The sequence below is a fragment of the Streptomyces sp. NEAU-sy36 genome (genome assembly GCF_013423905.1).
Classification (GTDB): Bacteria; Actinomycetota; Actinomycetes; order Streptomycetales; family Streptomycetaceae; genus Streptomyces; species Streptomyces misionensis.
Genome location: NZ_CP058977.1, coordinates 6,847,426 through 6,870,792, shown reverse-complemented (window position 1 = coordinate 6,870,792; position 23,367 = coordinate 6,847,426). Strand labels below are relative to the sequence as shown.

Sequence of the window (23,367 nt, the reverse complement as noted above, 5' to 3'; positions counted from 1 at the left end):
CGGAACCTGAGAGGTTCGCCGGGACCGCCACGGGGGCGACCACGGCTTGCACCTTGGGTGGAGCCACTGTCACAGCGACCCGCTTTTCAGATGTGCCTCGCCCGCGCGGTAACGGGGCCTGAGAGATTCAAGGGAGGGACTTGCTCCTTCGGCGCCCCAGCGCAGACGGCTGGGGACTCTCCCGCGCGGATTCAAGCGGCCGGTATGCAGTTGGCGGCCACATCATTGCACGTCGCACCCGTGCCCGTCAGGGCCCGTATCCGTGACCGGCCCGTGGCAGCGCGCGCACCCGCCCGTCGCACGGGCTCCATTACCTTCTCTTTACCGCCGGCGGGCAGAGAACAGACCGGGGCGGCCGGCCGGGGGCGGGGGAGCCGACCCGGGCCAGGGGACGAGGGGGCGGGCATGGCGGACCGGACACGGGCGTGGGACCTGCGCGAGCGGGCGGACCACGCGCCCCGCACCCTGCGTTTCGGCCCGCGCGACCTCGTGGTTCTCAGCGGACTGCCCGGCAGCGGCAAGTCCACGCTGATGCGCCGCGCGGTCACCGGCCGCCGCGTCGACTCCCAGGACACCCGCGAGCGCTTCGCCGCCCGGCTGCCCCGCTGCCTGCCGTACGCCCTCTACCGCCCCCTGGTGCGCGCCGCCCACTACCTCGCGCTGCGCCGCGCCCTGCGCACGGGGCAGCCGGTGGTGGTGCACGACTGCGGCACCCAGCCCTGGGTGCGCGCCTGGCTCGCCCGCTCGGCCCGGCGCGCCGGCGGCACCCTGCACCTGGTCCTGCTGGACGTGCCCGAGCAGACGGCCCGCGCTGGCCAGCGCGAGCGCGGCCGCGGCGTCTCCGGGTACGCCTTCGCCCGCCACCGCCGCACCACGGCCCGGCTGCTCGGCGCGGTGCAGCGCGGCGAGCTGCCCGCGGGCTGCGGCTCCGCGGTGCTGCTGGACCGGCCCGCGGCGGACGCGATACAGCGGATCGTGTTCACGGGGTAGCGGCTTCGTCACCGTCACCCGATAGCCTTCGTGGTCACAGCAGTGGTTCCCAGCAGGCGGTAGGCAGATGGACTTCCCGGCGGACATTCCCGCTGACTTCCCGGCACAGACGCACCCCCACCCGCACGGCGGTTGGCCCGGCAACGAACTGGAGGAGGTGCTGTCGGCCTCCCTCGGCATACCCGCGGCGGGCGGCCGGATCATCGAGGTCCTCGGCCGCAGCTTTCTCTGGGTGCCGCTGCCCAACGGCGGCGGTCCGGGCAGCGGCCCGCTGGACCTGCCCGGCCTGGAGATCGGCGGCCAGGCGTACGTCCCGGTGTTCAGCTCCGAGGAGCAGCTGCGCCAGGCGACCGGCTCCCACATGGCGTACACCATCGCCCCGGCCGTGGAGTTCGCCCGCGGACTGCCCCCGCAGGCCGGCATCGCGGTCAACCCCGGCGGCACGGTCGGCATCCCGCTGCCGCCCGAGGCCGTGGCCGAGCTGTGCCGCGCCGGCGCCACCCCGCTGGACGGCCCGGCGGGCGGCGGCCGCGTCCGCCTCTTCGAGCCCGACTGGCAGGACGACCCGGTCGACTTCTTCTCCGCCGCGTCCGCCGAGTTCGCCGCGACCGGCGTGGTGCTCACCGCCCGCCGCTGCCTGGCCGCCATCGAGACGGCCGACCCGGTCATGTTCGTCGGTGTCGAACTCTCCCAGTGGGAGGGGGACTTCCGCGCCGCCCCGCTGGAGGCCCTGGGCCGCGCCCTCGGCCGGGTCCCGGTCCGGTGGCCGGTCAACCTGATCCTCCTCGACGTCACGGACGACCCGGTCGCCGAGTGGCTGAAGTCAAGCGTCCGACCCTTCTACGTTCGGTAGGCCGGGCACCCGCGTACGGACAACGGGGCCGGAGCTCATCGGCGCATAAGCTGTCCCCACACGCGGGGCATGATGAAAAAGAAGGGCATGACAAGGTGAGCGCCACCCACAGCGGAAGCGTCGAACACACGCTGCGCCACGTCACGCCCGGACGCTACGACGCCTACGAGGCCCTCCTCCGCGCCCTCGCCACCCCCTCCGCCGGCCAGATCTGGATGCTTCTGTGGCACGGCCAGGCCGGCTCCCCGGACGCCCAGTACGGGAACATGGAGGTCGACGGCTTCCACTACGCCCCCTGTGTGACCTCCGCCCAGGAACTGTCGGCCAGTGGCTGGAACCGTTCCTACGAGGTGATCGACGGCCTGGACGTCGCCCGCACCCTCTACCCCGACCACTACGGCCTCTGGCTCAACCCGCACGCCCCCGGCGGCGGCGTCGGCATCCCCTGGCTGGACCTGCGCCGCATCGCCACCGGGCTGGACCGCCAGCCCGCCGGACCGCTGCGGCTGTCCGAACCGGGCATCGAGATCCCGCAGTTCTACGCTCTGCTCGCCCAGCACGCCCACCGCACCCCCGCGCTGCGCTCCCTGCGCCGCGCCTGGGTGCAGCCCGCGCTCGGCGCGCCGTACCTCGCCATCGGCCTCGACCTGTACGACGCCTCGCCGGCCGCCGTCGACTCGGTGCGCGCGATGATGCAGCAGTCCGTCGGCGCCGTCCCGGAGGGCCTGCCGGTGTCCACGGTCGCGTTGACCGACGACCACGACCCGGTGGTGATGTGGATGCGCGCCAACGCCCGGCCCTTCTACGACCGCGAGGCCCACGCCGCCGCGCCCGCCCCCGCGCCCCAGCCCCAACTCCGGGCCCCCGCCCCGGGGTACGGCTATCCCCCGGTGCACGGCGGTTACTGAGCCACCACCGGTACGGGCGCCCCTGCCGCCGTACCTCCCGAACCGCGGCATTACGGCGTTGTGTCCCAACTGCCCCGTGTCCGGGGGGCGTTACCCACTGTTCGGATAACGGAATCCTCCGGAGTGCATCACGGTTGCGCATACTTTCACCGTCAGCTCTGGCGAGTGATCGCAACGACGCTGAAGACTCCCGACTCAGACATGAGGCCGAGCCTCGTGATCGATGGCAAGTCGACAAAGCCGCAAACCGCGGCAGCGCAGGCCGGTCACCACCGGCGAGAGGGGTCGCACATCGTGACCGCACCGATCGAGACCACCGGGGCGGCAGCCGACGCGCAGCCGGAGGCTGTGCTCGCGGGAGCCGACAAGGGGCGGATCGAGGGTCGTTCCCTGGGCCAGATCGCCTGGGCCCGGTTCAAGCGGGACAAGGTCGCCGTGGCCGGCGGGGTCATCGTGATCCTGCTGATCCTCCTGGCCATCCTCTCGCGCCCCATCCAGGCACTCTTCGGCCTCGACCCCAACGCCTTCCACCAGGACCTGATCGTCCCGGACACCTCGCTGCCCAAGGGCAGTTGGGGCGGCATGAGCATGGACCACCCGCTCGGCGTGGACCCCAAGTTCGGCCGGGACATCGCCACCCGTGTCATCGAGGGCTCCTGGGTCTCCCTCGTCGTCGCCTTCGGCGCCACGATCCTGTCCAACGTGATCGGCGCGATCATGGGCGTGATCGCCGGCTACTACGGCGGCCGGGTCGACTCGATCATCAGCCGGCTGATGGACGTCTTCCTCGCCTTCCCGTTGCTGCTGTTCGCCATCGCGATCTCCGCCACCCTCCAGGGCGGCGCCTTCGGTCTGAACGGGCTGCCGCTCCACCTCGCGGTGCTCATCTTCGTGATCGGCTTCTTCAACTGGCCCTATCTGGGCCGGATCGTGCGCGGCCAGACGCTGGCCCTGCGCGAGCGCGAGTTCGTCGACGCGGCCCGCGGCATGGGTGCCAAGGGCCCGTACATCCTCTTCCGCGAGCTGCTGCCGAACCTGGTCGGCCCGATCATCGTCTACTCGACGCTGCTCATCCCGACCAACATCCTGTTCGAGGCGTCCCTGAGCTTCCTCGGCGTCGGCATCCAGCCCCCGCAGGCCTCCTGGGGCGGCATGCTCCGCGAAGCGGTCACCTACTACCAGGTCGATCCCCAGTACATGATCGTGCCGGGCCTGGCCATCTTCATCACCGTCCTGGCGTTCAACCTGCTCGGCGACGGTCTCCGCGACGCTCTCGACCCGCGCAGCCGCTAGGCAGCCAGAGAGCCCATCAAGTTTCCGATCAATGGAGGGGAAGCAGACCATCATGCGAAGGTCAGCGCTGGCCGCGGTCGCGGCCATCGGCTCCGCAAGCTTGCTGCTCGCAGGCTGCAGCAAGGCCGATGACAACAAGGACACACCGAAGGCGGCCGGCGCCAACGCGGCGACCAAGGGCGTCGTCAACGCGTCCGACAAGAAGGGTGGCACGGTCACCTACGAGATGTCGGACGTGCCGGACTCCTTCGACCCCGGCAACACGTACTACGCGTACATGTACAACTTCAGCCGTCTCTACGCGCGTCCGCTGATGACGTTCGAGCCCGGCCCCGGTTCCAAGGGCAACACCCTGGTCCCGGACCTCGCCGCGAGCAAGGGTGTCGCCAGCGACGGCGGCAAGACCTGGACGTACAAGCTGCGCGCGGGCCTGAAGTACCAGGACGGCACGCCGATCACCTCGAAGGACGTCAAGTACGCCGTCGAGCGGTCCAACTTCGCGCGTGACGTGCTCTCGCTCGGTCCGAACTACTTCCAGCAGTTCATGAAGGACGGCGACAAGTACAAGGGCCCCTACAAGGACAAGAGCGCCAAGGGCCTGTCCTCGATCGAGACGCCGGACGACACCACGATCGTCTTCCACCTGAACCGGGCCTTCCAGGAGTTCGACTACCTGGTCGCCACGCCGCAGACGGCCCCGGTGCCGCAGGCCAAGGACGACGGCGTCGACTACGTCAAGCACATCGTGTCCTCCGGCTCGTACCAGTTCCAGAGCTACCAGGAGGGCAAGCAGGCCGTCCTGGTCCCGAACAAGAACTGGGACCCGAAGACCGACCCGCTGCGCAAGCAGCTCGCCGACAAGATCGTCGTCAACCTGAAGGTCAACCCGGAGACGATCGACAAGGACCTCCAGTCCGGCGACGCCACCGTCGACCTCGTGGGCACCGGCGTCCAGGCCTCCACCCAGGCGGACCTGCTCAACTCCGCCGACGGCAAGGCCAGCACGGACAACACCTACGGCGGCCGTCTGGTCTACGCGGCGATCAACACCAAGCTGAAGCCGTTCGACAACGTCGCCTGCCGCAAGGCCGTCGAGTACGCCATCGACAAGGTCTCCGTGCAGACCGCCATGGGCGGCCCGATCCGCGGTGACATCGCCTCCACCGTGCTGCCGCCGGACATCACCGGCTACCAGAAGGCGGACGTCTACGCGACCGCCGGCAACAAGGGCGACATCGCCAAGGCCAAGGACCAGATGAAGGCCTGCGGCCAGAAGACCATCAACACCAACATCACGGCGCGGTCCGACCGCCCGGGTGAGGTCGACGCGGCCACCGCGATCATCAACTCGCTGAAGAAGGTCGGCATCAACGCCACCCTCAAGCAGTACCCGGCGGGCAAGTACTTCACCGACTACGCCGGTGTGCCGAAGTTCACCGAGAAGCAGAACATCGGCCTGATGATGATGCAGTGGGGTGCCGACTGGCCCTCCGGCTACGGCTTCCTGCAGCAGATCCTGAACAGCAAGGCGATCAGCCAGTCCGGCAACACCAACCTGTCGCAGTACTCGAACAAGAAGGTCGACGGCCTGCTCGCGCAGGCGATCGCCGAGCCGGACACGGCCAAGCGCAACGCCCTGTACGCGCAGATCGACAAGCAGACGATGGACGACGCCGCGCTGGTCCCGCTGACCTACTTCAAGGTTCTGCTGTACCGCTCGCCGTACGCCACCAACGTGGTCTCCACGGCCGCCTTCAGCGGTCAGTACGACTACCTCAACCTCGGCACCACGAAGAAGTAGCAGCCCCGGAAGGCAGGTGAAGGCATTGGTGCCCGCGGGCTTCGCGGCCCGCGGGCACCAGCGCCGGTCCCCGTGATCTCGTACATCCTCCGCCGGACGTTCGCGGCAGTGATCCTGCTGCTGGTCGTCACCGCGGTCACCTTCGCCATCTTCTTCCTGCTGCCACGGCTCGTCGGCCAGACAGCGGACCAACTGGCGCAGCAGTACATCGGAAAGAGCCCGTCGAAGGCGGACATCGCCGCGGTCAAGCACAACCTCGGTCTGGACCAGCCCGTCTACGTCCAGTACTGGCACTTCATCAAGGGGATCGTGGTCGGCACCGACTACAACCTCGGCCCCAAGACGGTGCACTGCGACGTTCCCTGCTTCGGCTACTCCTTCAAGGATCACGTCGCGGTCTGGTCGCAGCTCACCTCGCGCATCCCGATCACCCTCTCGCTGGCCGCGGGTGCCGCCGTGCTGTGGCTGCTCTCCGGTGTCGCGGTCGGTGTCGTCTCCGCGCTCAAGCCGCGCTCGCTGTTCGACCGCACCTTCATGGGCGTCGCCCTCGCGGGCGTCTCGCTCCCGATGTTCTTCACGGGCAACCTGGCGATCCTGCTCTTCACCTACAAGTGGCCGATCTTCGGCCGCACCTACGTCCCGTTCACCGAGAACCCGGCGCAGTGGGCCAACACCCTGTTCCCCGCCTGGTGTTCGCTCGCCCTGCTGTACTCCGCGATCTACGCCCGGCTCACCCGCTCGGGCATGCTGGAGACGATGAACGAGGACTTCATCCGCACGGCCCGCTCCAAGGGCCTGCCCGAGAGCACCGTCGTCGTCCGGCACGGTCTGCGGGCCGCCCTCACCCCGATCATCACCGTCTTCGGCATGGACGTCGGCCTGCTGCTCGGCGGTGCGGTGATCACCGAGTCCGTGTTCTCGCTGCCCGGTGTCGGCCAGTACGCGGTCCAGGGCATCACCGACAACGACCTGCCGAAGATCCTCGGCGTGACCCTGCTCGCCGCCGCCTTCGTCGTCATCGCAAATCTCCTGGTGGACGTGCTCTACGCCGCCGCCGACCCGCGGGTGAGGCTCTCGTGACCGAACTCTCCAAGACCACCAAGGACGAGACCGCCGGCGACAAGGCGCCCTCGGCCTTCCTGGAGGTCCGCGACCTCAAGGTGCACTTCCCGACCGACGACGGCGTCGTCAAGTCCGTCGACGGGCTCTCCTTCTCGCTGGAGAAGGGCAAGACCCTGGCCATCGTCGGCGAGTCCGGCTCCGGCAAGTCCGTCACCTCGCTCGCCGTCATGGGCCTGCACCGGCTCGGCGCGCGCGGCAAGAACGTGCGGATGTCCGGCGAGATCTGGCTGAACGGCAAGGAACTGGTCGGCGCCTCCCCGGACGAGGTGCGCAAGCTCCGCGGCCGCGAGATGGCGATGATCTTCCAGGACCCGCTGTCCGCGATGCACCCCTACTACAAGGTCGGCGACCAGATCGTCGAGGCCTACCGGGTGCACCACAAGGTCAGCAAGAAGGTCGCCCGGGCGCGCGCCATCGAGATGCTCGACCGCGTCGGCATCCCCGAGCCGGCCAAGCGCGTCGACGGCTACCCGCACGAGTTCTCCGGCGGTATGCGCCAGCGCGCCATGATCGCCATGGCGCTGGTGAACAACCCCGAACTGCTCATCGCGGACGAGCCCACCACCGCCCTCGACGTCACCGTCCAGGCGCAGATCCTCGACCTGATCCGGGACCTCCAGAAGGAGTTCGGCTCCGCGGTCGTCATGATCACCCACGACCTCGGCGTGGTCGCCGAGATCGCCGACGACGTCCTCGTGATGTACGGCGGCCGGTGCGTGGAGCGCGGCCCGGCCGCGCAGGTCTTCGAGAAGCCGCAGCACCCCTACACCTGGGGCCTGCTCGGCTCGATGCCCCGCATCGACCGCGAGACCTCCGAACGGCTCATCCCCGTCAAGGGTCAGCCGCCGAGCCTCATCAACGTCCCCTCGGGCTGTGCCTTCAACCCGCGCTGCCCGTACGCGGACATCCCCGAGGGGAACGTCAGCCGCACGGTGCGCCCCGAGCTGGAACTGGTCGGCGCCGGACACTGGTCCGCCTGCCACCTGTCGGCCGAGGACCGTGAGCGGATCTGGACCGAAGAGATTGCGCCGAAGCTGTGAGTGAGACGAAGAAGACGGACTCCGTCGCCGAGGCCACGGTCCCCGGGCAGGCGTCGGCTCCGGACGAGCGCGAGGTGCTGCTCAAGGTCGAGAACCTGACCAAGCACTTCCCGATCAAGAAGGGCATCCTGCGCCGCCAGGTCGGCGCGGTGAAGGCCGTCGACGGCATCGACTTCGAGGTGCGCAGGGGCGAGACCCTGGGCGTGGTCGGCGAGTCGGGCTGCGGCAAGTCGACCATGGGCCGGGTCATCACCCGCCTCCAGGACCCGACCGGCGGACAGATCACCTTCGAGGGCCAGGACATCACCCGGCTGTCGACCGGCGACATGCGCCCGCTGCGCCGCGACATCCAGATGATCTTCCAGGACCCGTACGGCTCCCTGAACCCCCGGCACACCATCGGCTCGATCGTCTCGGCGCCGTTCCGGCTCCAGGGCGTCGAGCCGGAGGGCGGGGTGAAGAAGGAGGTCCAGCGGCTGCTGGAACTGGTCGGTCTGAGCCCCGAGCACTACAACCGCTACCCGCACGAGTTCTCCGGCGGCCAGCGCCAGCGCATCGGCATCGCCCGCGCGCTCGCCCTGAAGCCGAAGCTGGTCGTGGCCGACGAGCCGGTCTCCGCGCTGGACGTGTCGATCCAGGCCCAGGTCGTCAACCTGATGGACGACCTCCAGGAGGAGCTGGGCCTGACCTACGTCATCATCGCGCACGACCTCTCGGTGGTCCGGCACGTCTCGGACCGGATCGCGGTGATGTACCTCGGCAAGATCGTCGAACTGGCCGACCGCAACGCGCTGTACGAGGCGCCGATGCACCCGTACACCAAGGCGCTGATGTCCGCGGTGCCGGTGCCGGACCCGCAGCGCCGGGGGCAGAAGAGCGAGCGCATCCTGCTGCGCGGGGACGTGCCCTCGCCGATCGCCCCGCCGTCGGGCTGCCGCTTCCACACGCGGTGCTGGAAGGCGACGCAGATCTGCAAGACGACCGAGCCGAAGCTGGTGGAGCTGAAGCCCGGTCAGCGGGTCGCCTGCCACCACCCGGAGAACTTCGCCGACCAGGCCCCGCAGGACACGGTCCTGCTGTCGGCGGCGAAGGAGGCGTCGGAGCTGGTGCCGGACGCGGTGACGTCCGGTGGTGCCGAGGAGCCCGGGACGGACACCGCGTCCGGATCCGCGGGCGACGCGAAGCCCGGGTCCGGTGCGGCGAGCGGCCCGAAGGCGGAGGCCGGGGCGGACGCGAACGCCGAGGCGGAAGAGAAGCCTGCGGCGGACGCGAAGGCCGAGGCGGACGCGAAGCCTGACGCGAACGCGAAGGCCGAGGCCGACGAGAAGCCTGACGCGGACGCGAAGGCCGAGGCCGACGAGAAGCCCGAGGCAGAAGCGAAGACTGAGGCAGAAGCGAAGGCCGACGCCGAGCCCGACGCCGAGCCCGGCGGCGCGAAGTCCGAGGCGGTGTCCGGGACGAAGGCGGAGCCCGCGGCCGAGTCCGAGACTTCGGCGGAGGCCGCGCCGGAGACCTCGGCGGAGGCCGGGGCCGCGGCCGCTTCCGAGCCGGAGTCCGCTTCCGGGCCGGAGTCGGCCCCCGAGGCCGCTCCCGGGTCCGCCTCAGAGGCGTCCGACGGGTCCGCTTCCGCGTCCGGGCCGGAGGCCGACGCCCCCGCCGGGCCGGAGGCCGCGGCCGCCGCCGAGACCTCGGAGGAGCCCGCGAAGCCGGCCAAGGCGAGGAAGCCGCGCGGCAAGTAGCCCAGAAGCTCCACGCAAGGGCATGTACATGCCTGAACGGGAGAGTGCAGAGTCGTCCGTGTCCGACATCTGGTCGGTACACGCTCGAAAGGGACGACTCATGGCACTCTCCCGTTCGGCACGTGCAGGGGCCGTCGCCACCGCGGCGGTCTCCTTCCTCCTGATCGGCGCGGCCCCCGCCCCCACCCCGGGCGCTCCCGGCATCGGCGACCCCTACTTCCCGAACCTGGGCAACGGCGGCTTCGACGCCCTGCACTACGACCTCGACATCGCCTACGCCCCCGACACCGGCCGCCTGGACGGCCGTACGACCCTCACCGCGCGCGCCACCGAGGCCCTCTCCTCCTTCGACCTGGACCTCCAGCGACTGGAGATCACCAAGGTCCAGGTGAACGGCAGACGGGCCGCGTTCAGCCGGGACGGCGACGAGGTCACCGTCACCCCGCGCGGCGCGCTGGCCAAGGGCCGGCGCTTCACCGTGACCGTCACCTACGGCGGCGTACCCCAGCCCCTCAGCGGCCCCATCGTCTTCGGCTCCGAGTACGGCTGGATGAAGACCGCCGACGGAGTCTTCGTCGCCTGCGAGCCCAACGCCGCCTCCACCTGGTTCCCGTCCAGCGACCACCCGTCCGACAAGGCCACCTACGACATCCGGATCAAGGCGCCCGAGGGCCTGACCGGCGTCTCCAACGGCGTGCTGGTCTCGACCCGCGACAAGGGCGGCTCGACGTACACCCACTGGCGCGAGTCGAGGCCGATGGCGACGTATCTGGCCACCGCCACCATCGGCAGGTTCGACGTGCGCACCGGCCGTACCCCCGGCGGCACCCCGGTCTACGTCGCCATCGACCCGGTGCTGAAGAACCGCAACGGCGTCGACGTGTACGCGGTCACCGCCGAGGCCACCGACTACTGGTCGAAGCTCTTCGGGCCCTACCCGTTCGAGGAGACCGGCGCCATCGTGGACGACATGCCCGAGGCCGGGTTCTCGCTGGAGGTGCAGTCCAAGCCCGCGTACTCGGCCGTGCGCGGCGAGGCGACCATCGTGCACGAGCTGGCCCACCAGTGGTTCGGCGACTCGGTGAGCGTGGCGCGGTGGAAGGACGTCTGGCTCAACGAGGGCTTCGCCACCTACGCCCAGTGGCTGTGGTCCGAGCACCGGGGCACCCGCTCGGCGCACGACTCCTTCCTCGCCGAGTACAACGCCACGCCCGCCGGCTCCTCCTTCTGGCGGACCAAGGTCGCCGACCCGCAGCGGGACACCATGTTCGCGTCGGCCGTCTACGACCGCGGCGCCATGACGCTCCAGGTGCTCCGCGAGCGGATCGGCGACAAGGCGTTCTTCGAACTGCTGCCCGCCTGGACGAAGCTCCACCGGTACGGCAACGCGGACACCGCCGACTTCATCCGCCTCGCCGAGCGCGTCAGCGGGCAGCAGCTCGACGACCTGTTCGACACCTGGCTGTTCACCACAGGTAAACCTGCCCTGTGAGCCTGGCTTTGTAAGGTTCAGGCCGGGCGACAGGTGAGAATGTCAGGGTGCAGCTCCAACAGTTCTTCAGCCCCTCCGTCCAGCACACGCTTGACGTGATCGGCATCTTCGTCTTCGCGATCTCCGGCGCGCTGCTGGCCGTCCGGAAGAACTTCGACGTCTTCGGCATCGCCGTCCTCGCCGAGGTCACCGCGCTGGGCGGGGGGCTCTTCCGGGACCTGGTCATCGGGGCCGTGCCCCCGGCGGCCTTCACGGACCTCGGGTACTTCGTCACCCCGCTGCTCGCCACGCTCGTCGTCTTCTTCCTGCACCCGCACGTGGAGCGGATCCAGACGGCGGTCCTGGTCTTCGACGCGGCCGGCCTCGGCCTGTTCTGCGTCAGCGGTACGACGAAGGCGTACGGCTACGGCCTCGGCCTGACCGCGTCGGCGACCCTGGGCCTCGCCACCGCGGTCGGCGGCGGTGTGCTGCGCGACGTCCTCGCCAACGAGGTCCCCTCGCTGCTGCGCTGGGACCGCGACCTGTACGCGGTCCCGGCGATGGTCGGCGCGGGCATGGTGGTGCTGTGCATCCGCTACGACGCGCTGACCCCCCTCACCAGTGGGCTCGCGGCCGTCACGGCCTTTGTGCTGCGCCTGCTCGCGATGCGGTACCACTGGCGAGCGCCGCGCGCGTGGAACCGCCGGTCGACGGTGACCGAGGAGTAGTCCCGTCCGGTCCCGCGGCGCTGCCGGTGGTGCCGGCCGTGCCGGTGGGAGAGCCGGCCTCGCCGTGGGCCGGTCCGGCGCGGCCGGTCAGCGAGTGGTCCGTGCCCCGGGCGCGGTTCTGGCCCATCTGGAGCGTCAGCCAGCGGAACACCGTGGGCACCTGCGGCCGCCACAGCGCCATGGTGTGACCGCCCGCGCTGCGCGGCAGGAAGACCACGTGCACGGTGGTCGGCGCCTTGGCGACCGATTCCAGCGCCAGGCCCGCCTCGTAGCCGTCGCCGGACTCACCGGAGGCGTAGAGGGCGACGGGCGGCGGCACGGCCGCCTTCTTCAGCAGCAGGAACGGGTTGTTCTCGGCGCGCAGCGCGGGGTTCTGCGCGGCCAGCGAGTTCCGCTCGCCGATCGGGTCGTTGTAACCGGACATGCTCACCGCGGCCCGGTACCGGTCGGGGTGCGCCACGGCCAGCTTGACCGCGCAGTGCGCGCCCGCCGAGTAGCCGGCCACGGCCCAGCCCTGCGGCGCCGGCTGGGCGCGGAAGTTGTCCATGACCATCTTCGGCACGTCGATGCTGAGCCAGGTGTCGGCGTTGACCTGCCCCGGGATGTTGGCGCAGCCGGTGTCCACGCCGGCCAGCAGGTTGGTGCGCGGGGCGACCAGGATGAAGGGCGCCACCTGGCCGCTGCGCATCAGCGGCAGCAGCTGCTCGTGCGTCTTCATCGAGCCGAACCAGGCCTTCGCCGAGCCGGGGTATCCGGGCAGCAGCTCGACCACCGGGAACTTCTTGTCGCGGTAGGCCGGCTCGTCGTACTGCGGCGGCAGCCAGACGTAGACCTCGGCGTTCACCCCGGAGACGCGGCCCTTGAGCTGGGTGACGCGCACCCCGCCGGCCGCGCGCATGCCGGGCCCGGTGGCCGCCGTGAAGGTCTGCCTGACCTTGGGCAACCGTTTCACCGCTATGCCGCCGGTGCCGTCGCGGCCGAGGTCGGCGGCCTGCTGGACGTGGTTGCCGGTACCGAAGAGATCGGCCCAGTTGTCGTACAGGTTGTTCTGGTTGTTCACCAGCACGAAGACCAGCGTGACGGCGGTGCCCTGGGCGAACAGCAGCATCAGCACCCGGGTCGCGACGCGCAGGGGCCGGGGCCCGCGTGTGCGCGACCAGAGCAGAAGCGGCAGTATGAGGGCGACCACCGCCAGCACGACGGTCGTGTAGAGGAACGGAGTCCCGGTGAGGCTCATGTCCCCATAGAGGGAAAACAGGGGCCCGGGGTTACGGACGTGTCCGGACACTTACCGAGATATTGCCGGAACCTCACTCGGGAGCCTAAAAAGCTACCGCTTAGTAATTGCTTGTTGTACCGTTCAAGCCATGTCTGACGCAGCTTCCGCAGCAGCCGCACGGGCCCTGATCGGCGACAGCGAGTTCGACCGCGACACCGCCGTCCTCCGCCGCGAGGAGGGGGTCTACGACCTCGAACTCTCGGCCGGCTGGACCATCCTCGGCGCCGTCAACGGCGGCTATCTGCTGGCCGTGCTCGGCCGGGCCCTCGGGGACGCCCTCCCGCACCCGGACCCGTTCACCATCTCCGCGCACTACCTGACCGCCTCGCGGCCCGGCAAGGCCGTCGTGCGCACCCAGACGGTCCGCACCGGGCGCACCCTCTCCACCGGCCAGGCCTCGCTCTTCCAGTACGATGAGGAGGGCAACGAGGTCGAGCGCATCCGCGTCCTCGCCTCCTACGGCGACCTCGCCCGTCTCCCCGACGACGTCCGCACGACCGCGACGCCGCCCTCGATCCCGCCGATGGAGCAGTGCTTCGGTCCCGAGGACGGCCCCGATCCGCTCCAGGGCGGCTCCGCCATCGCCGACCGGCTGATGCTGCGGCTGGACCCCGCGACCCTCGGCTGGGCGCTCGGCCGGCCCTCCGGCAGGGGCGAGATGCGCGCCTGGTTCGGCCTCGCCGACGGCCGTGACGCCGACCCGCTCTCCCTGCTGCTCGCGGTGGACGCCCTGCCGCCCACCGCCTTCGAGATGGGCCTCGCGGGCTGGGTGCCCACCGTCGAACTGACGGTCCACGTCCGGCACCGCCCGGCCCCCGGCCCGCTGCGGGTGTCGATCACCACCCGCAACCTGGCCGGCGGCTTCCTGGAGGAGGACGCCGAGGTCTGGGACAGCGCGGACCGGCTGGTGGCCCAGTCCCGGCAGCTCGCCCGGGTCAGGCTCGGCTGAGCGGGGCGCGGCCCAGCCAGGCCGCCAGCTGCTCGTAGGGGCCCGTGTCCCCGGGAGCCTCCCGGCGGGCGCCGAACGGCGTCCGCTCGTCCCGGGGGCGCGAGTCCGGCAGCACCCGGCGGGCCGTCGCGAGGGCGAACTCGGCCAACTCCGCGTCGAGCGGGAGCGGGTGGCCGAGCGCCTCGGAGAGGTCCCAGGTGTGGGTGACCAGCTCCATCACATAACCGGACAGGGCCGCGTGCCCGGGGATCGACTCGCCCCAGGGCACCGTCACCGGCGCGGTCATCCGCTCGTCGCCCTCCCATGCCTTCAGCACCCGGATCCGCACCTCGTCGTAGGCGGCCGGCCAGCCGTCGTCCGGGACGCCCTCGGCGACCGGCTCGACGGCCGGTCCGTCACCGCCCTCCCCGACGACCGCGATCCGGCGGGTGCCGCCGACGACATGGCTCAGCAGCGCCCGCACGTCGAACTCGGAGCAGGGGGTGGGCCCGGCGAGGTCCTCGGGCCGCACCGCCGCGATGACGGCCGCCGCCTGCTCGGTGGCGCGGGTGTAGACGGGGCGGGGGTCGGTGAAACCGGTGGTCATGGCGTTCCTCTCGTAAGGCGTCACGGGACGAGGGTGCGCCGATAACCTGACAGAATCCGTCAACATTTGCGGGCCGTTCCGCGACCGGGCGATGCTGGCCCCGTGAAGTCCGACCGGCTGCTGTCGATCCTGCTGCTCCTCCAGACCCGGGGCCGGGTGCCCGCGCGTGAACTCGCCGAGCGGCTGGAGGTGTCGGTGCGCACCGTCTACCGGGACGTCGAGGCGCTGTCCGCCGCCGGTGTCCCGGTCTACGCCGAGCGCGGGCGGCACGGCGGCATCGCGCTCCTCGCCGGGTTCCGCACCGACGTCACGGGGCTGACCGCCGACGAGTCCCGCGCCCTGTTCGTGCTGGCCGCCGAGGGCGCCCATGCCGCGCTCGGCCTCGACGCGGCCCTCGGCTCGGCCCTGCGCAAGGTGATGGCCGCGCTGCCGGCGCCGTACCGGCCCGCCGCCGAGGTGACCAGCCGCCGCGTCCTGGTCGACGCCACCCGCTGGAAGGGCGGCCCGCGGCAGGCCGTCGACCTGGAGGTGCTGCGGGACGCCGTGTTCAGCGACCGGCGCCTCGCGCTGCGCTACCGGCACAGCGGGCAGCGGGAGGCACGGGCGTACACCGTGGACCCGTACGGCCTGGTCGCCAAGGCCGGCATCTGGTACCTGGTCGCCGACGCCCGCGCGCGGCCCCGGCTGTTCCGCGCCGACCGGGTCCGCTCGGCCCGGCTGCTCGACGATCCCGTACGGCGCAGGCCCGGCGTCGAACTCGCGGACGTGTGGGAGGTGTTGCGCCGCCAGGTGGAGGAGCGGCCGGGCGGGATCGAGGTCACGGTGCGGGTGCGGCGGGAACGGCTCGACATGTTCCGCCGGATGGCCGCGGCCGACCTCACGGACCTGCCCGAGGACGACGGCGAGGGCGACTGGGTCACCGCCCGGCTGACCTACCCGGTGCTGCGCGCCGTGCGCCAACTCCTCGCGTTCTCCGACCAGGTGGAGATCGTGGACCCGCCCGAGGCGCGCGCGGAACTGCTCGACGGGGTGCGCGCGGTCGGCGCGCTGTACGAACGGCCGTGACGGGCCGGGGAGTTCAGTCCAGCCAGTGGTCGCGGCCGATGGTGATGAGCCGCAGCTGGCGGGTGGCCCGCCGGGTGACCCGTGCGCGCTCCTCGGCCGGGCCCTCCAGCGCCTCCAGGAACAGGGAGGCGGTGATCAGCATCTGGTCGACGTAGAGGTGCGCGAGCATCAGCACGTCCGCCTCGCTCCAGCCTTCCGTCTGCGGGTCCTTGACCAGCTCGGCCTTCACTTCCTCGGCGAACCGGTCCAGCTGGCCGCCGATGGCCTCGCGCACCGGCTGCACCCCGCCGTTGCGCTCGCGGGCGATGAACCGCACGTGCGCGGGGTGCGCGGCCACGTAGTCGGCGATCAGCTCGATGCCGCGCGCGATGCGCTCCTCGCTGTCGCCGGTCGTCGCCACCGTCTCGCGCACCATCGGGTGCAGGCTGCCCAGCGCCTCGTCGACCAGGGCCACACCGAGGTCGGCGATCGAGCGGAAGTGCCGGTAGAAGGCGGTGGGGGAGACGCCGACGGCCCGGGTGACCTCGCGCAGGCCCAGGCTGCTCAGGCTCTGCTCCGCCAGCAGCGCGAGCGCCGCGTCGAGGAACGCCTGCCGGGTCTTCTGCTTCTGCGCCTGCCGGATGCCGAGGGTGTGACTCATGTCATCCAGTTAACAACTGTTCTCTGGAATTGGAAAGCCGTCCGACGGGTTATCCTCGAAGTCAGTGAACAACTGTTACTACAACTGTTCACCGAGACTTCACAGAGACCGGAACGCGAGGCATCCCAGAGGGGGGACCCGATTCCCATGCTGTTCCTCGTCGCCGCATTCATGCTGCTCGGTGTGGTGCTGGGCACCGTGGCCCACGCGCCGCTGACCGTCACCGGCGCGCTGGCCGCCGTCATCGCCGTCTGGCTCGGCGTCTTCGCCGTCCGCGAGCGCCTCGGCCGCCGCCGCCACACCTCGGCCGACTGACCGTCCGACGACCACCATCGGGAGCTGAGCACCATGCAACTCACCGCACCGGCCACGAGCCGCACCGACACCCCGGCCCGCACCCGCACCCGCGACGCCGACGGCATGGCTGTCGCGTCCTTCATCCTCGGCCTGCTCGGCCTGCTCGTGCTGAACCTCTTCCTCGGCCCGGTCGCCATCGTCCTGGCCGCCGTCTCCCTGTGGCGCGGCACCGCCCGCCGGGGCCGCGCCTACCTGGGTCTCGCCCTGGGCGTGGCCGACCTCGCGGTCCTGCTGGCCGCGATGCAGATGTCCCACACGGTCTCCTGGAGCCTGTGACGCGGCAGCGGGCGGGCGGCCGCCGCGCCGCCGCGACCCCGCCGCCACGTCCGGCCGCGCCGGGGTGTGCCGGCCGGTCAAAGTAGACTCTGCACACCATGGCTTACCTCGACCACGCCGCGACCACCCCCATGCTCCCGGAGGCGGCAGAGGCTCTGACCGCCCGGTTGGGCATCACGGGCAACGCCTCCTCCCTGCACGCCTCCGGCCGCCAGGCCCGCCGTACGGTCGAGGAATCCCGCGAGACCCTCGCGGAAGCGCTCGGCGCCCGTCCCAGCGAGGTCGTCTTCACCTCCGGCGGCACCGAGGCCGACAACCTCGCCGTGAAGGGCCTGTACTGGTCCCGCCGCGCCGCCGACCCTGCCCGCACCCGCGTGCTGTCCAGCCCCGTCGAGCACCACGCCGTCCTCGACGCCGTGCACTGGCTCGGCGAGCACGAGGGCGCCACCGTCGAGTACCTGCCCGTCGACGCCCACGGCCGCGTCCACCCCGAGGCCCTGCGCGAGGCCATCGCCCGCAACCCCGAGGACGTCGCCCTGGCCACCGTGATGTGGGCCAACAACGAGATCGGCACCATCATGCCGATCCGTCAACTCGCCGATGTCGCCGCCGAGTTCGGTGTCCCGCTGCACGCCGACGCGGTCCAGGCCTTCGGGCAGGTCCCGCTGGACTTCGGCGCCTCGGGCCTGGCCGCGATGACCGTCTCGGGCCACAAGATCGGCGGCCCCTACGGCATCGGCGCGCTGCTGCTCGGCCGCGAGCACACCCCGGTCCCCGTGCTGCACGGCGGCGGTCAGGAGCGGCACGTGCGCTCCGGCACCCTCGACGTCCCCGCCATCGCCTCCTTCGCCGTCGCCGGCCGGATCGCCGCCGCGCGGCAGGAGCGGTTCGCGAGCGAAGTCGGCGCGCTGCGCGACCGGTTGGCGGACGCCGTGCGCGCCGCCGTGCCGGACGCGATCCTCGGCGGCGACCCCGCGCCCGGCGGGCGGCTGCCCGCCAACGCGCACTTCACCTTCCCCGGTTGCGAGGGCGACTCCCTGCTGCTCCTGCTGGACGCCCAGGGCATCGAGTGCTCCACCGGCTCCGCCTGCACCGCGGGCGTCGCCCAGCCCAGCCACGTCCTGCTCGCCACGGGGGTGGACCCGGACCTGGCCCGCGGCACCCTGCGCTTCTCGCTCGGCCACACCTCCACCGAGGCGGACGTGGCCGCGGTCGCCGAGGCCATCGGCCCGGCGGTGGAACGCGCCCGGGCGGCCGGTCTCACCTGAGCCCCGCGCACCGGCCCCGGACACACGAAACGACCTACGAGGCGGGTTCCCTTCGCCGGCATTGTCCGGATCAGGTACTGGGGGTCGCCTTCCGGTCTCGCGACCTTCCGGCCTCTCAGCCCGAGCGTCGACGTCGGCACCAGCGGATACCTCGCGGTGTCACGCTGACGTCGGCTACTCCGCTTGGACTCCCTCACTCGTCCCGTAGGCCTGCGTCCAGAATAGAACCGCACATACCAGACATAAAGGGTCTGGTCCATGATTTTTCCGGGCCCGGTTCCCGCCGCCCCGTACCCTGGAAGCGTTATGACTGAGACCTCGCAGCGCCCCCTCCGCGTCCTCGCCGCCATGTCCGGCGGGGTGGACTCCGCCGTCGCCGCCGCGCGTGCCGCGGAAGCCGGCCATGACGTCACCGGCGTCCATCTCGCGCTCTCCGCGAACCCCCAGTCCTTCCGCACCGGCGCGCGGGGCTGTTGCACCATCGAGGACTCCCGCGACGCCCGCCGCGCCGCCGACGTCATCGGCATCCCCTTCTACGTCTGGGACCTCGCCGACCGCTTCCGCGAGGACGTCGTGGAGGACTTCATCGCCGAGTACGAGGCCGGCCGCACCCCCAACCCCTGCCTGCGCTGCAACGAGAAGATCAAGTTCGCCGCGCTGCTCGACAAGGCGCTGGCCCTCGGGTTCGACGCCGTCTGCACCGGCCACTACGCCAAGGTGATCGTCCGCGAGGACGGCTCCCGCGAGCTGCACCGCGCCTCCGACATGGCCAAGGACCAGTCGTACGTCCTCGGCGTGCTGGACGAGAAGCAGCTGGCGCACGCGATGTTCCCGCTCGGCGACACGGTCACCACCAAGGAGGAGATCCGCGCCGAGGCCGAGCGCCGGGGCCTGGCGGTCGCCAAGAAGCCCGACTCGCACGACATCTGCTTCATCGCCGACGGCGACACCCAGGGCTTCCTCGCCCGGCGGCTCGGCAAGGCCGAGGGCGACATCGTGGACGAGTCCGGCACCCGGCTGGGCACGCACGAGGGCGCGTACGGCTTCACGATCGGCCAGCGCAAGGGACTGCGCATCGGCACCCCGGCCCCCGACGGCAAGCCCCGCTACGTCCTCGACATCTCCCCGGTGACCAACACGGTCACCGTCGGCCCGGCCGACGCCCTGGACGTGGTGGGCCTGACCGCGATCAAGCCCCGCTGGTGCGGCACCGCCCCCACCGGCCCCGGCACCTACACCGCCCAGCTGCGCGCCCACGGCGGCGAGACCGAGGTGCGCGCCGAACCGGTCGACGGCGAACTGCGCGTCACCTTCACCGAGCCGGTCCGCGGCGTCGCACCCGGCCAGGCGATCGTGCTCTACGACGGCACCCGCGTGGTCGGCTCGGCGACGATCGCCTCCACCACCCGGGCGACGGCGGCGGCGTGACCCCACCCGGCCCCTGAGGGCCGTCCGCCCGTCCCGGCGTTCGCCGCGGACCCACCGGGCGGGACCGCGGCGTGCGCCGGCTACGACGTGAGGAAGTCGGCCAGTACCGAACCCAGGACGTCCGGTTCGACCATGTGGGTCTGGCCCTCCAGGACCCGGCACTCGCCCCGGGGCACCGTCTCCGCGATGTCCCGGCAGGCCCGGCGCATCCACTCCGGGCTCGCGCCGCCCGCGAGCGCCAGCAGGGGCACCGGGACGGCGGCCAGCCGGTCGCGCGGGAGCAGGCCGTCGGCCATGACGGCGTCGTCGTACGCGAGGCTCGGCGCGGCCGCCTCCATGCCGGGCCACATGGGGGACTGGCGGGCACGCCGGATCACCTCCTCGCCGAGCCCGGTGAGCCGCAGGAACAGCTCCACCGCGTCCCCGCGCCGGCCCTCCGCGAGCGCCCGGTTCAGGTTCTCCTTGTAGACGGCCTCCCGCTCGGCGCCGCCCGCCAGATGGTCCGCGTACGGCACCTCGTACACCGCGGCCCGGGTGACCGGCAGGCCGTCCGCCAGCGCGTCCAGCACCAGCGCCCCGCCCGAGGAGACCCCGAACAGCGCCGCCTCGCCGCCCACCGCGGCCAGCAGCGCGGCCAGGTCCTCGACCTCGCGCGCCACCTCGTACGGCTTCGTGTCGCCGCTCGCACCGCGGCCCCGGCGGTCGTAGACGACGGCCGTCACCCGGCCGGCGAGCCGCTCGGCCAGGGGGGCCAGCGTGCCGCCGGTGGACATCGCGCCGCTCACCAGGATCACCACGGGCCCCTCGCCCGTCACCCGGTACGCGAGAGAGGTGCCGTCGCGGGAAGTCGTCTTGTTGTCCATGTCGGTGCAGACTGCCGCACGACGGCGGGGACGGCGGTCACGACACGTCGACGTCGTAGAAGCAGAGGTGGTCCTTGATCGGCGCGACCTCCGGCTTCGGGTCCGGGTAGGCCCAGGCCAGATCGGGCGCGTCCGGCAGCGACCAGTAGGACGCCGTGCCCTTGAACGGGCAGACCGTGTGCGTCCCCGAGGGGGTCAGCAGGTCGAGGCGCACGTCCTCGGCCGGGATGTAGTACCGCACCGGGCAGCCCGTCTCGCGCAGCAGCAGCGGACGGTCGGTCTCCGCGAGCACCTGGTCGCCGTGCACCACGCGCACGTGCCGCTCGCCGGGTTCGATGGTGATGGTGTGTCCTTCGGCCATACCTGGACAGCGCCGTACGGGCAGGAGTTCTTCCCGCGTACGGTAGAGGCCATGAACATCTGCGTCTTCCTGTCCGCCGCCGACCTCGACGAGCGCTACACCCGTCCCGCCCGCGAGTTCGCGAAACTGATCGGCAAGGGCGGCCACACCCTGGTGTGGGGCGGCTCCAACGTCGGTCTGATGAAGGTCGTCGCGGACGGCGTGGAGGAGGCCGGCGGCCGCCTGGTGGGCGTGTCCGTGGAGTTCCTCGCCAACAAGACGCGGCCCGGCGCCGACGAGATGGTGATCGCCCCCGACCTCGCCGAGCGCAAGAAGCTGCTCCTGGACAAGGCCGACGCCGTGGTCATCATGGTGGGCGGCACCGGCACCCTGGACGAGGCCACCGAGATCCTGGAGCTGAAGAAGCACGGCCGCACCCACAAGCCCGTGGTGCTGCTGAACACCGCCGGGTTCTACGACGGCCTGCGCGAGCAGTTCCGCCGCATGGAGGACGAGGGCTTCCTGCCGCGGCCCCTGGCCGACCTGGTGTTCTTCGCCGAGGAGCCGGTCGGGGCGATGGCCTACCTGGAGGAGCAGACGGGCACCCGCTGATGCGAGCATGGCGGGTATGGCTACACATGTGATCACCGGGGCCGGTTCCGGCATCGGCGCGGCCGTCGCCCGCCGCCTGCACGCGCGCGGCGACGAACTCGTCCTGCACGCCCGCGACGCGGGCCGCGCCAAGGAACTGGCCGCCGAGTTCCCCGGCGCCCGCACCCTGGTCGGCGACCTCGCGGAACCGGACCGGCTCTCCTGGGCGTTCTCCCACCAGACCCTGCCCGACCGGGTGGACTCCCTGCTGCACATCGCCGGCGTGGTGGACCTCGGCGGGATCGGCGAGCTGACCCCGAAGTCCTGGCACCACCAGCTCGGCGTCAACCTGGTCGCGCCCGCCGAGCTGACCCGGCTGCTGCTGCCCCAGCTGCGCGCGTCCCGCGGACACGTCCTCTTCGTCAACTCCGGGGCCGGCCTGAACGCCAACGCCGGCTGGGGCGCCTACGCCGCCTCCAAGCACGGTCTCAAGGCCCTCGCCGACGCGCTGCGCCAGGAGGAGCACGCCGCCGGCGTCCGCGTCACCTCCGTCTACCCCGGCCGCACCGCCAGCCCCATGCAGGCCAAGGTGCACCAGCAGGAGGGCAAGGAGTACGACGCCGGCAAGTGGATCGACCCCGAATCGGTCGCCACGACCATCCTCATGGCCCTCGACCTGCCCCGTGACGCCGAGGTCAACGACCTGACGGTACGCCCGGGCCGCTGACCGGCGCCTACGCATTCCGTAGGCTTCCCTGGTGAGCGAAAACAGCGTGTTCAGGTTCGCCGGGGCCACCGGAGTCGGGTCCATGCCCGGCGGGGACGCCCGGGAGGCCGCCAAGACCGTCACCGGGTCCTTCGAGGACTTCCCGTTTCTGGCCGAGCTGCCCGCCCGGGGCCCCGGCGCCGACATGATCGGCCGCACCGCCGGAATGCTGGTCGAGCTGTACGCGCGCGTGGAACCCAGCGGCTGGCGGCTCGGGGACCGGCCCGGCCGGGACACCCGCAGGGCGTGGTCGTTCCTGCGCGAGGACCTGGACGCCCTCGAGGAGTTCACCCAGGGGTACGAGGGCGATCTGAAGGTGCAGGCGGTCGGGCCCTGGACGCTCGCCGCCGCCCTGGAGCTGCGTGGCGGCGAGGCGGCCCTCTCGGACGCCGGCGCCTGCCGGGACCTCGCCGCCTCCCTCGCCGAGGGACTGCGGCTGCACCTCGCCGAGGTCCGGCGCCGCGTCCCCGGCGCCCGGATCGTGCTCCAGCTCGACGAGCCCTCCCTCACCGCCGTGCTGCGCGGGCAGGTCCGCACCGCCAGTGGCTACCGCACCCACCGCGCCGTCGACCGCCAGACCGTGGAGGCGACCCTGCGCGACGTGATCGGCGCCCACCCCGGCGGTCCCGTGGCCGTCCACTCCTGCGCCCCCGACGTGCCGTTCGCGCTGCTGCGCCGGGCCGGGGCCGACGCGATCTCCTTCGACTTCGCGCTCCTCACCGAACGTGACGACGAGGCGATCGGCGAGGCCGTGGAGGGCGGCACCCGCCTGTTCGCCGGTGTCGTGCCGGGCACGGACGGCCCATTGTCGGACCCTGCCGGTAGCGTCATGGGTGTCAGGACGTTGTGGCGCAGGCTGGGGCTGCACCCGGGCCTGCTCGCCGAGGCGGTCACCCTCACCCCGGCGTGCGGTCTCGCGGGCGCTTCCCCCGCCTACGCGCGCCAGGCGCTCGCCCACTGCGTCCGGGCGGCGAGATCCCTCGCGGACAACCCAGAGTAACGGGAGGACAACAC

Annotated in this window: 23 protein-coding genes, 1 pseudogene and 1 riboswitch; of the genes and pseudogenes, 19 read left to right on the top strand and 5 right to left on the bottom strand. The window is 71.7% G+C overall.

Annotated elements, in window-relative coordinates:
• Nucleotides 1–96: 96 nt before the first annotated feature.
• Nucleotides 97–194, bottom strand: a riboswitch (glycine riboswitch).
• 211 nt (nt 195–405) lie between these two features.
• The 10 genes and pseudogenes from HZZ00_RS29890 (at nt 406) to HZZ00_RS29845 (ending at nt 11,945) form a co-directional block, all read left to right on the top strand.
• Nucleotides 406–990 carry an AAA family ATPase gene (locus HZZ00_RS29890; RefSeq protein WP_180329319.1) on the top strand — a complete coding sequence of 195 codons (585 nt, stop codon included), beginning with the start codon at nt 406–408 and terminating at the stop codon, nt 988–990.
• Nucleotides 991–1,057: 67 nt separating this feature from the next.
• Nucleotides 1,058–1,843, top strand: a complete 786-nt coding sequence (locus tag HZZ00_RS29885) for an enhanced serine sensitivity protein SseB (protein WP_180329318.1) — start codon at nt 1,058–1,060, stop codon at nt 1,841–1,843.
• Nucleotides 1,844–1,938: 95 nt separating this feature from the next.
• The gene (locus tag HZZ00_RS29880; RefSeq protein WP_070023090.1) at nt 1,939–2,751 is read left to right on the top strand and encodes an enhanced serine sensitivity protein SseB C-terminal domain-containing protein; all 813 of its coding nucleotides are present in this window, start codon (nt 1,939–1,941) and stop codon (nt 2,749–2,751) included.
• 294 nt (nt 2,752–3,045) lie between these two features.
• A complete protein-coding gene (locus HZZ00_RS29875) occupies nt 3,046–4,044 on the top strand; it encodes an ABC transporter permease (RefSeq protein WP_070023089.1) in 999 nt (332 codons plus the stop codon).
• A 31-nt stretch (nt 4,045–4,075) separates the two neighbouring features.
• On the top strand, nt 4,076–5,845 hold the full coding sequence (locus HZZ00_RS29870; protein ID WP_180329317.1) for an ABC transporter substrate-binding protein: 1,770 nt from the start codon (nt 4,076–4,078) through the stop codon (nt 5,843–5,845).
• A 72-nt stretch (nt 5,846–5,917) separates the two neighbouring features.
• Nucleotides 5,918–6,925: an ABC transporter permease gene (locus HZZ00_RS29865; protein ID WP_070023087.1), complete on the top strand. Its 1,008-nt coding sequence runs from the start codon at nt 5,918–5,920 to the stop codon at nt 6,923–6,925.
• Nucleotides 6,922–8,007, top strand: coding sequence for an ABC transporter ATP-binding protein (locus HZZ00_RS29860; RefSeq protein WP_070023086.1), 1,086 nt, complete (start codon nt 6,922–6,924; stop codon nt 8,005–8,007). The genes HZZ00_RS29865 and HZZ00_RS29860 overlap by 4 nt, the downstream gene beginning before the upstream one ends.
• Nucleotides 8,004–9,120: pseudogene (locus HZZ00_RS39295) on the top strand (ABC transporter ATP-binding protein); the annotation flags it as partial. The gene HZZ00_RS29860 and the pseudogene HZZ00_RS39295, both read left to right, overlap by 4 nt.
• A 726-nt stretch (nt 9,121–9,846) precedes the next feature.
• Nucleotides 9,847–11,238, top strand: a complete 1,392-nt coding sequence (locus tag HZZ00_RS29850) for a M1 family metallopeptidase (RefSeq protein WP_180329316.1) — start codon at nt 9,847–9,849, stop codon at nt 11,236–11,238.
• A gap of 47 nt (nt 11,239–11,285) precedes the next feature.
• Nucleotides 11,286–11,945, top strand: a complete 660-nt coding sequence (locus tag HZZ00_RS29845) for a trimeric intracellular cation channel family protein (RefSeq protein WP_071828829.1) — start codon at nt 11,286–11,288, stop codon at nt 11,943–11,945.
• Here HZZ00_RS29845 and HZZ00_RS29840 read toward each other — a convergent pair.
• Nucleotides 11,854–13,182: an esterase family protein gene (locus tag HZZ00_RS29840; RefSeq protein ID WP_180329315.1), complete on the bottom strand. Its 1,329-nt coding sequence runs from the start codon at nt 13,180–13,182 to the stop codon at nt 11,854–11,856. The two genes, HZZ00_RS29845 and HZZ00_RS29840, sit on opposite strands and share 92 nt — an antisense overlap.
• Nucleotides 13,183–13,312: 130 nt before the next feature.
• Here HZZ00_RS29840 and HZZ00_RS29835 point away from each other — a divergent pair, with 130 nt between their 5' ends.
• Nucleotides 13,313–14,173 (top strand): thioesterase family protein, encoded by an 861-nt coding sequence (locus HZZ00_RS29835; RefSeq protein WP_180329314.1) that lies wholly within the window; start codon nt 13,313–13,315, stop codon nt 14,171–14,173.
• On the opposite strand, the gene HZZ00_RS29830 is transcribed toward HZZ00_RS29835, so the two are convergent.
• Entirely contained in the window at nt 14,160–14,759 is a 600-nt protein-coding gene (locus HZZ00_RS29830) for a TIGR03086 family metal-binding protein (RefSeq protein WP_180333764.1), read from the bottom strand. The genes HZZ00_RS29835 and HZZ00_RS29830 overlap by 14 nt on opposite strands.
• A gap of 102 nt (nt 14,760–14,861) precedes the next feature.
• On the opposite strand from HZZ00_RS29830, the gene HZZ00_RS29825 reads away from it, so the two are divergent.
• The gene (locus tag HZZ00_RS29825; RefSeq protein WP_180329313.1) at nt 14,862–15,824 is read left to right on the top strand and encodes a YafY family protein; all 963 of its coding nucleotides are present in this window, start codon (nt 14,862–14,864) and stop codon (nt 15,822–15,824) included.
• A 13-nt stretch (nt 15,825–15,837) separates the two neighbouring features.
• Here the strand turns inward: HZZ00_RS29825 and HZZ00_RS29820 are convergent, their stop codons facing one another.
• Nucleotides 15,838–16,464, bottom strand: a complete 627-nt coding sequence (locus HZZ00_RS29820; protein ID WP_180329312.1) for a TetR family transcriptional regulator — start codon at nt 16,462–16,464, stop codon at nt 15,838–15,840.
• 147 nt (nt 16,465–16,611) lie between these two features.
• Between HZZ00_RS29820 and HZZ00_RS29815 the strand changes: the two genes are divergently transcribed.
• From HZZ00_RS29815 to mnmA, 4 genes are all read left to right on the top strand, one after another.
• A complete protein-coding gene (locus HZZ00_RS29815) occupies nt 16,612–16,779 on the top strand; it encodes a hypothetical protein (RefSeq protein ID WP_146469391.1) in 168 nt (55 codons plus the stop codon).
• A gap of 33 nt (nt 16,780–16,812) precedes the next feature.
• Nucleotides 16,813–17,097: a DUF4190 domain-containing protein gene (locus HZZ00_RS29810; RefSeq protein WP_180329311.1), complete on the top strand. Its 285-nt coding sequence runs from the start codon at nt 16,813–16,815 to the stop codon at nt 17,095–17,097.
• A gap of 98 nt (nt 17,098–17,195) precedes the next feature.
• Nucleotides 17,196–18,365 (top strand): cysteine desulfurase family protein, encoded by a 1,170-nt coding sequence (locus HZZ00_RS29805; protein ID WP_180329310.1) that lies wholly within the window; start codon nt 17,196–17,198, stop codon nt 18,363–18,365.
• A 306-nt stretch (nt 18,366–18,671) separates the two neighbouring features.
• Nucleotides 18,672–19,793, top strand: a complete 1,122-nt coding sequence (gene mnmA, locus HZZ00_RS29800) for a tRNA 2-thiouridine(34) synthase MnmA (RefSeq protein ID WP_180329309.1) — start codon at nt 18,672–18,674, stop codon at nt 19,791–19,793.
• A gap of 80 nt (nt 19,794–19,873) precedes the next feature.
• Here the strand turns inward: mnmA and HZZ00_RS29795 are convergent, their stop codons facing one another.
• Together HZZ00_RS29795 and HZZ00_RS29790 are read right to left on the bottom strand one after the other, a co-directional pair.
• Nucleotides 19,874–20,656 carry an alpha/beta fold hydrolase gene (locus HZZ00_RS29795; protein ID WP_180329308.1) on the bottom strand — a complete coding sequence of 261 codons (783 nt, stop codon included), beginning with the start codon at nt 20,654–20,656 and terminating at the stop codon, nt 19,874–19,876.
• A gap of 37 nt (nt 20,657–20,693) precedes the next feature.
• Nucleotides 20,694–21,017, bottom strand: coding sequence for a DUF427 domain-containing protein (locus tag HZZ00_RS29790; RefSeq protein ID WP_180329307.1), 324 nt, complete (start codon nt 21,015–21,017; stop codon nt 20,694–20,696).
• A gap of 51 nt (nt 21,018–21,068) precedes the next feature.
• Between HZZ00_RS29790 and HZZ00_RS29785 the strand changes: the two genes are divergently transcribed.
• The 3 genes from HZZ00_RS29785 to HZZ00_RS29775 are packed head-to-tail and all read left to right on the top strand — an operon-like array spanning nt 21,069 to nt 23,353.
• Nucleotides 21,069–21,608 carry a TIGR00730 family Rossman fold protein gene (locus HZZ00_RS29785; protein ID WP_180329306.1) on the top strand — a complete coding sequence of 180 codons (540 nt, stop codon included), beginning with the start codon at nt 21,069–21,071 and terminating at the stop codon, nt 21,606–21,608.
• A 7-nt stretch (nt 21,609–21,615) separates the two neighbouring features.
• Entirely contained in the window at nt 21,616–22,314 is a 699-nt protein-coding gene (locus HZZ00_RS29780) for an SDR family oxidoreductase (protein WP_180329305.1), read from the top strand.
• Between the two features lie 31 nt (nt 22,315–22,345).
• Nucleotides 22,346–23,353 carry a methionine synthase gene (locus HZZ00_RS29775; protein ID WP_180329304.1) on the top strand — a complete coding sequence of 336 codons (1,008 nt, stop codon included), beginning with the start codon at nt 22,346–22,348 and terminating at the stop codon, nt 23,351–23,353.
• Nucleotides 23,354–23,367: the final 14 nt, after the last annotated feature.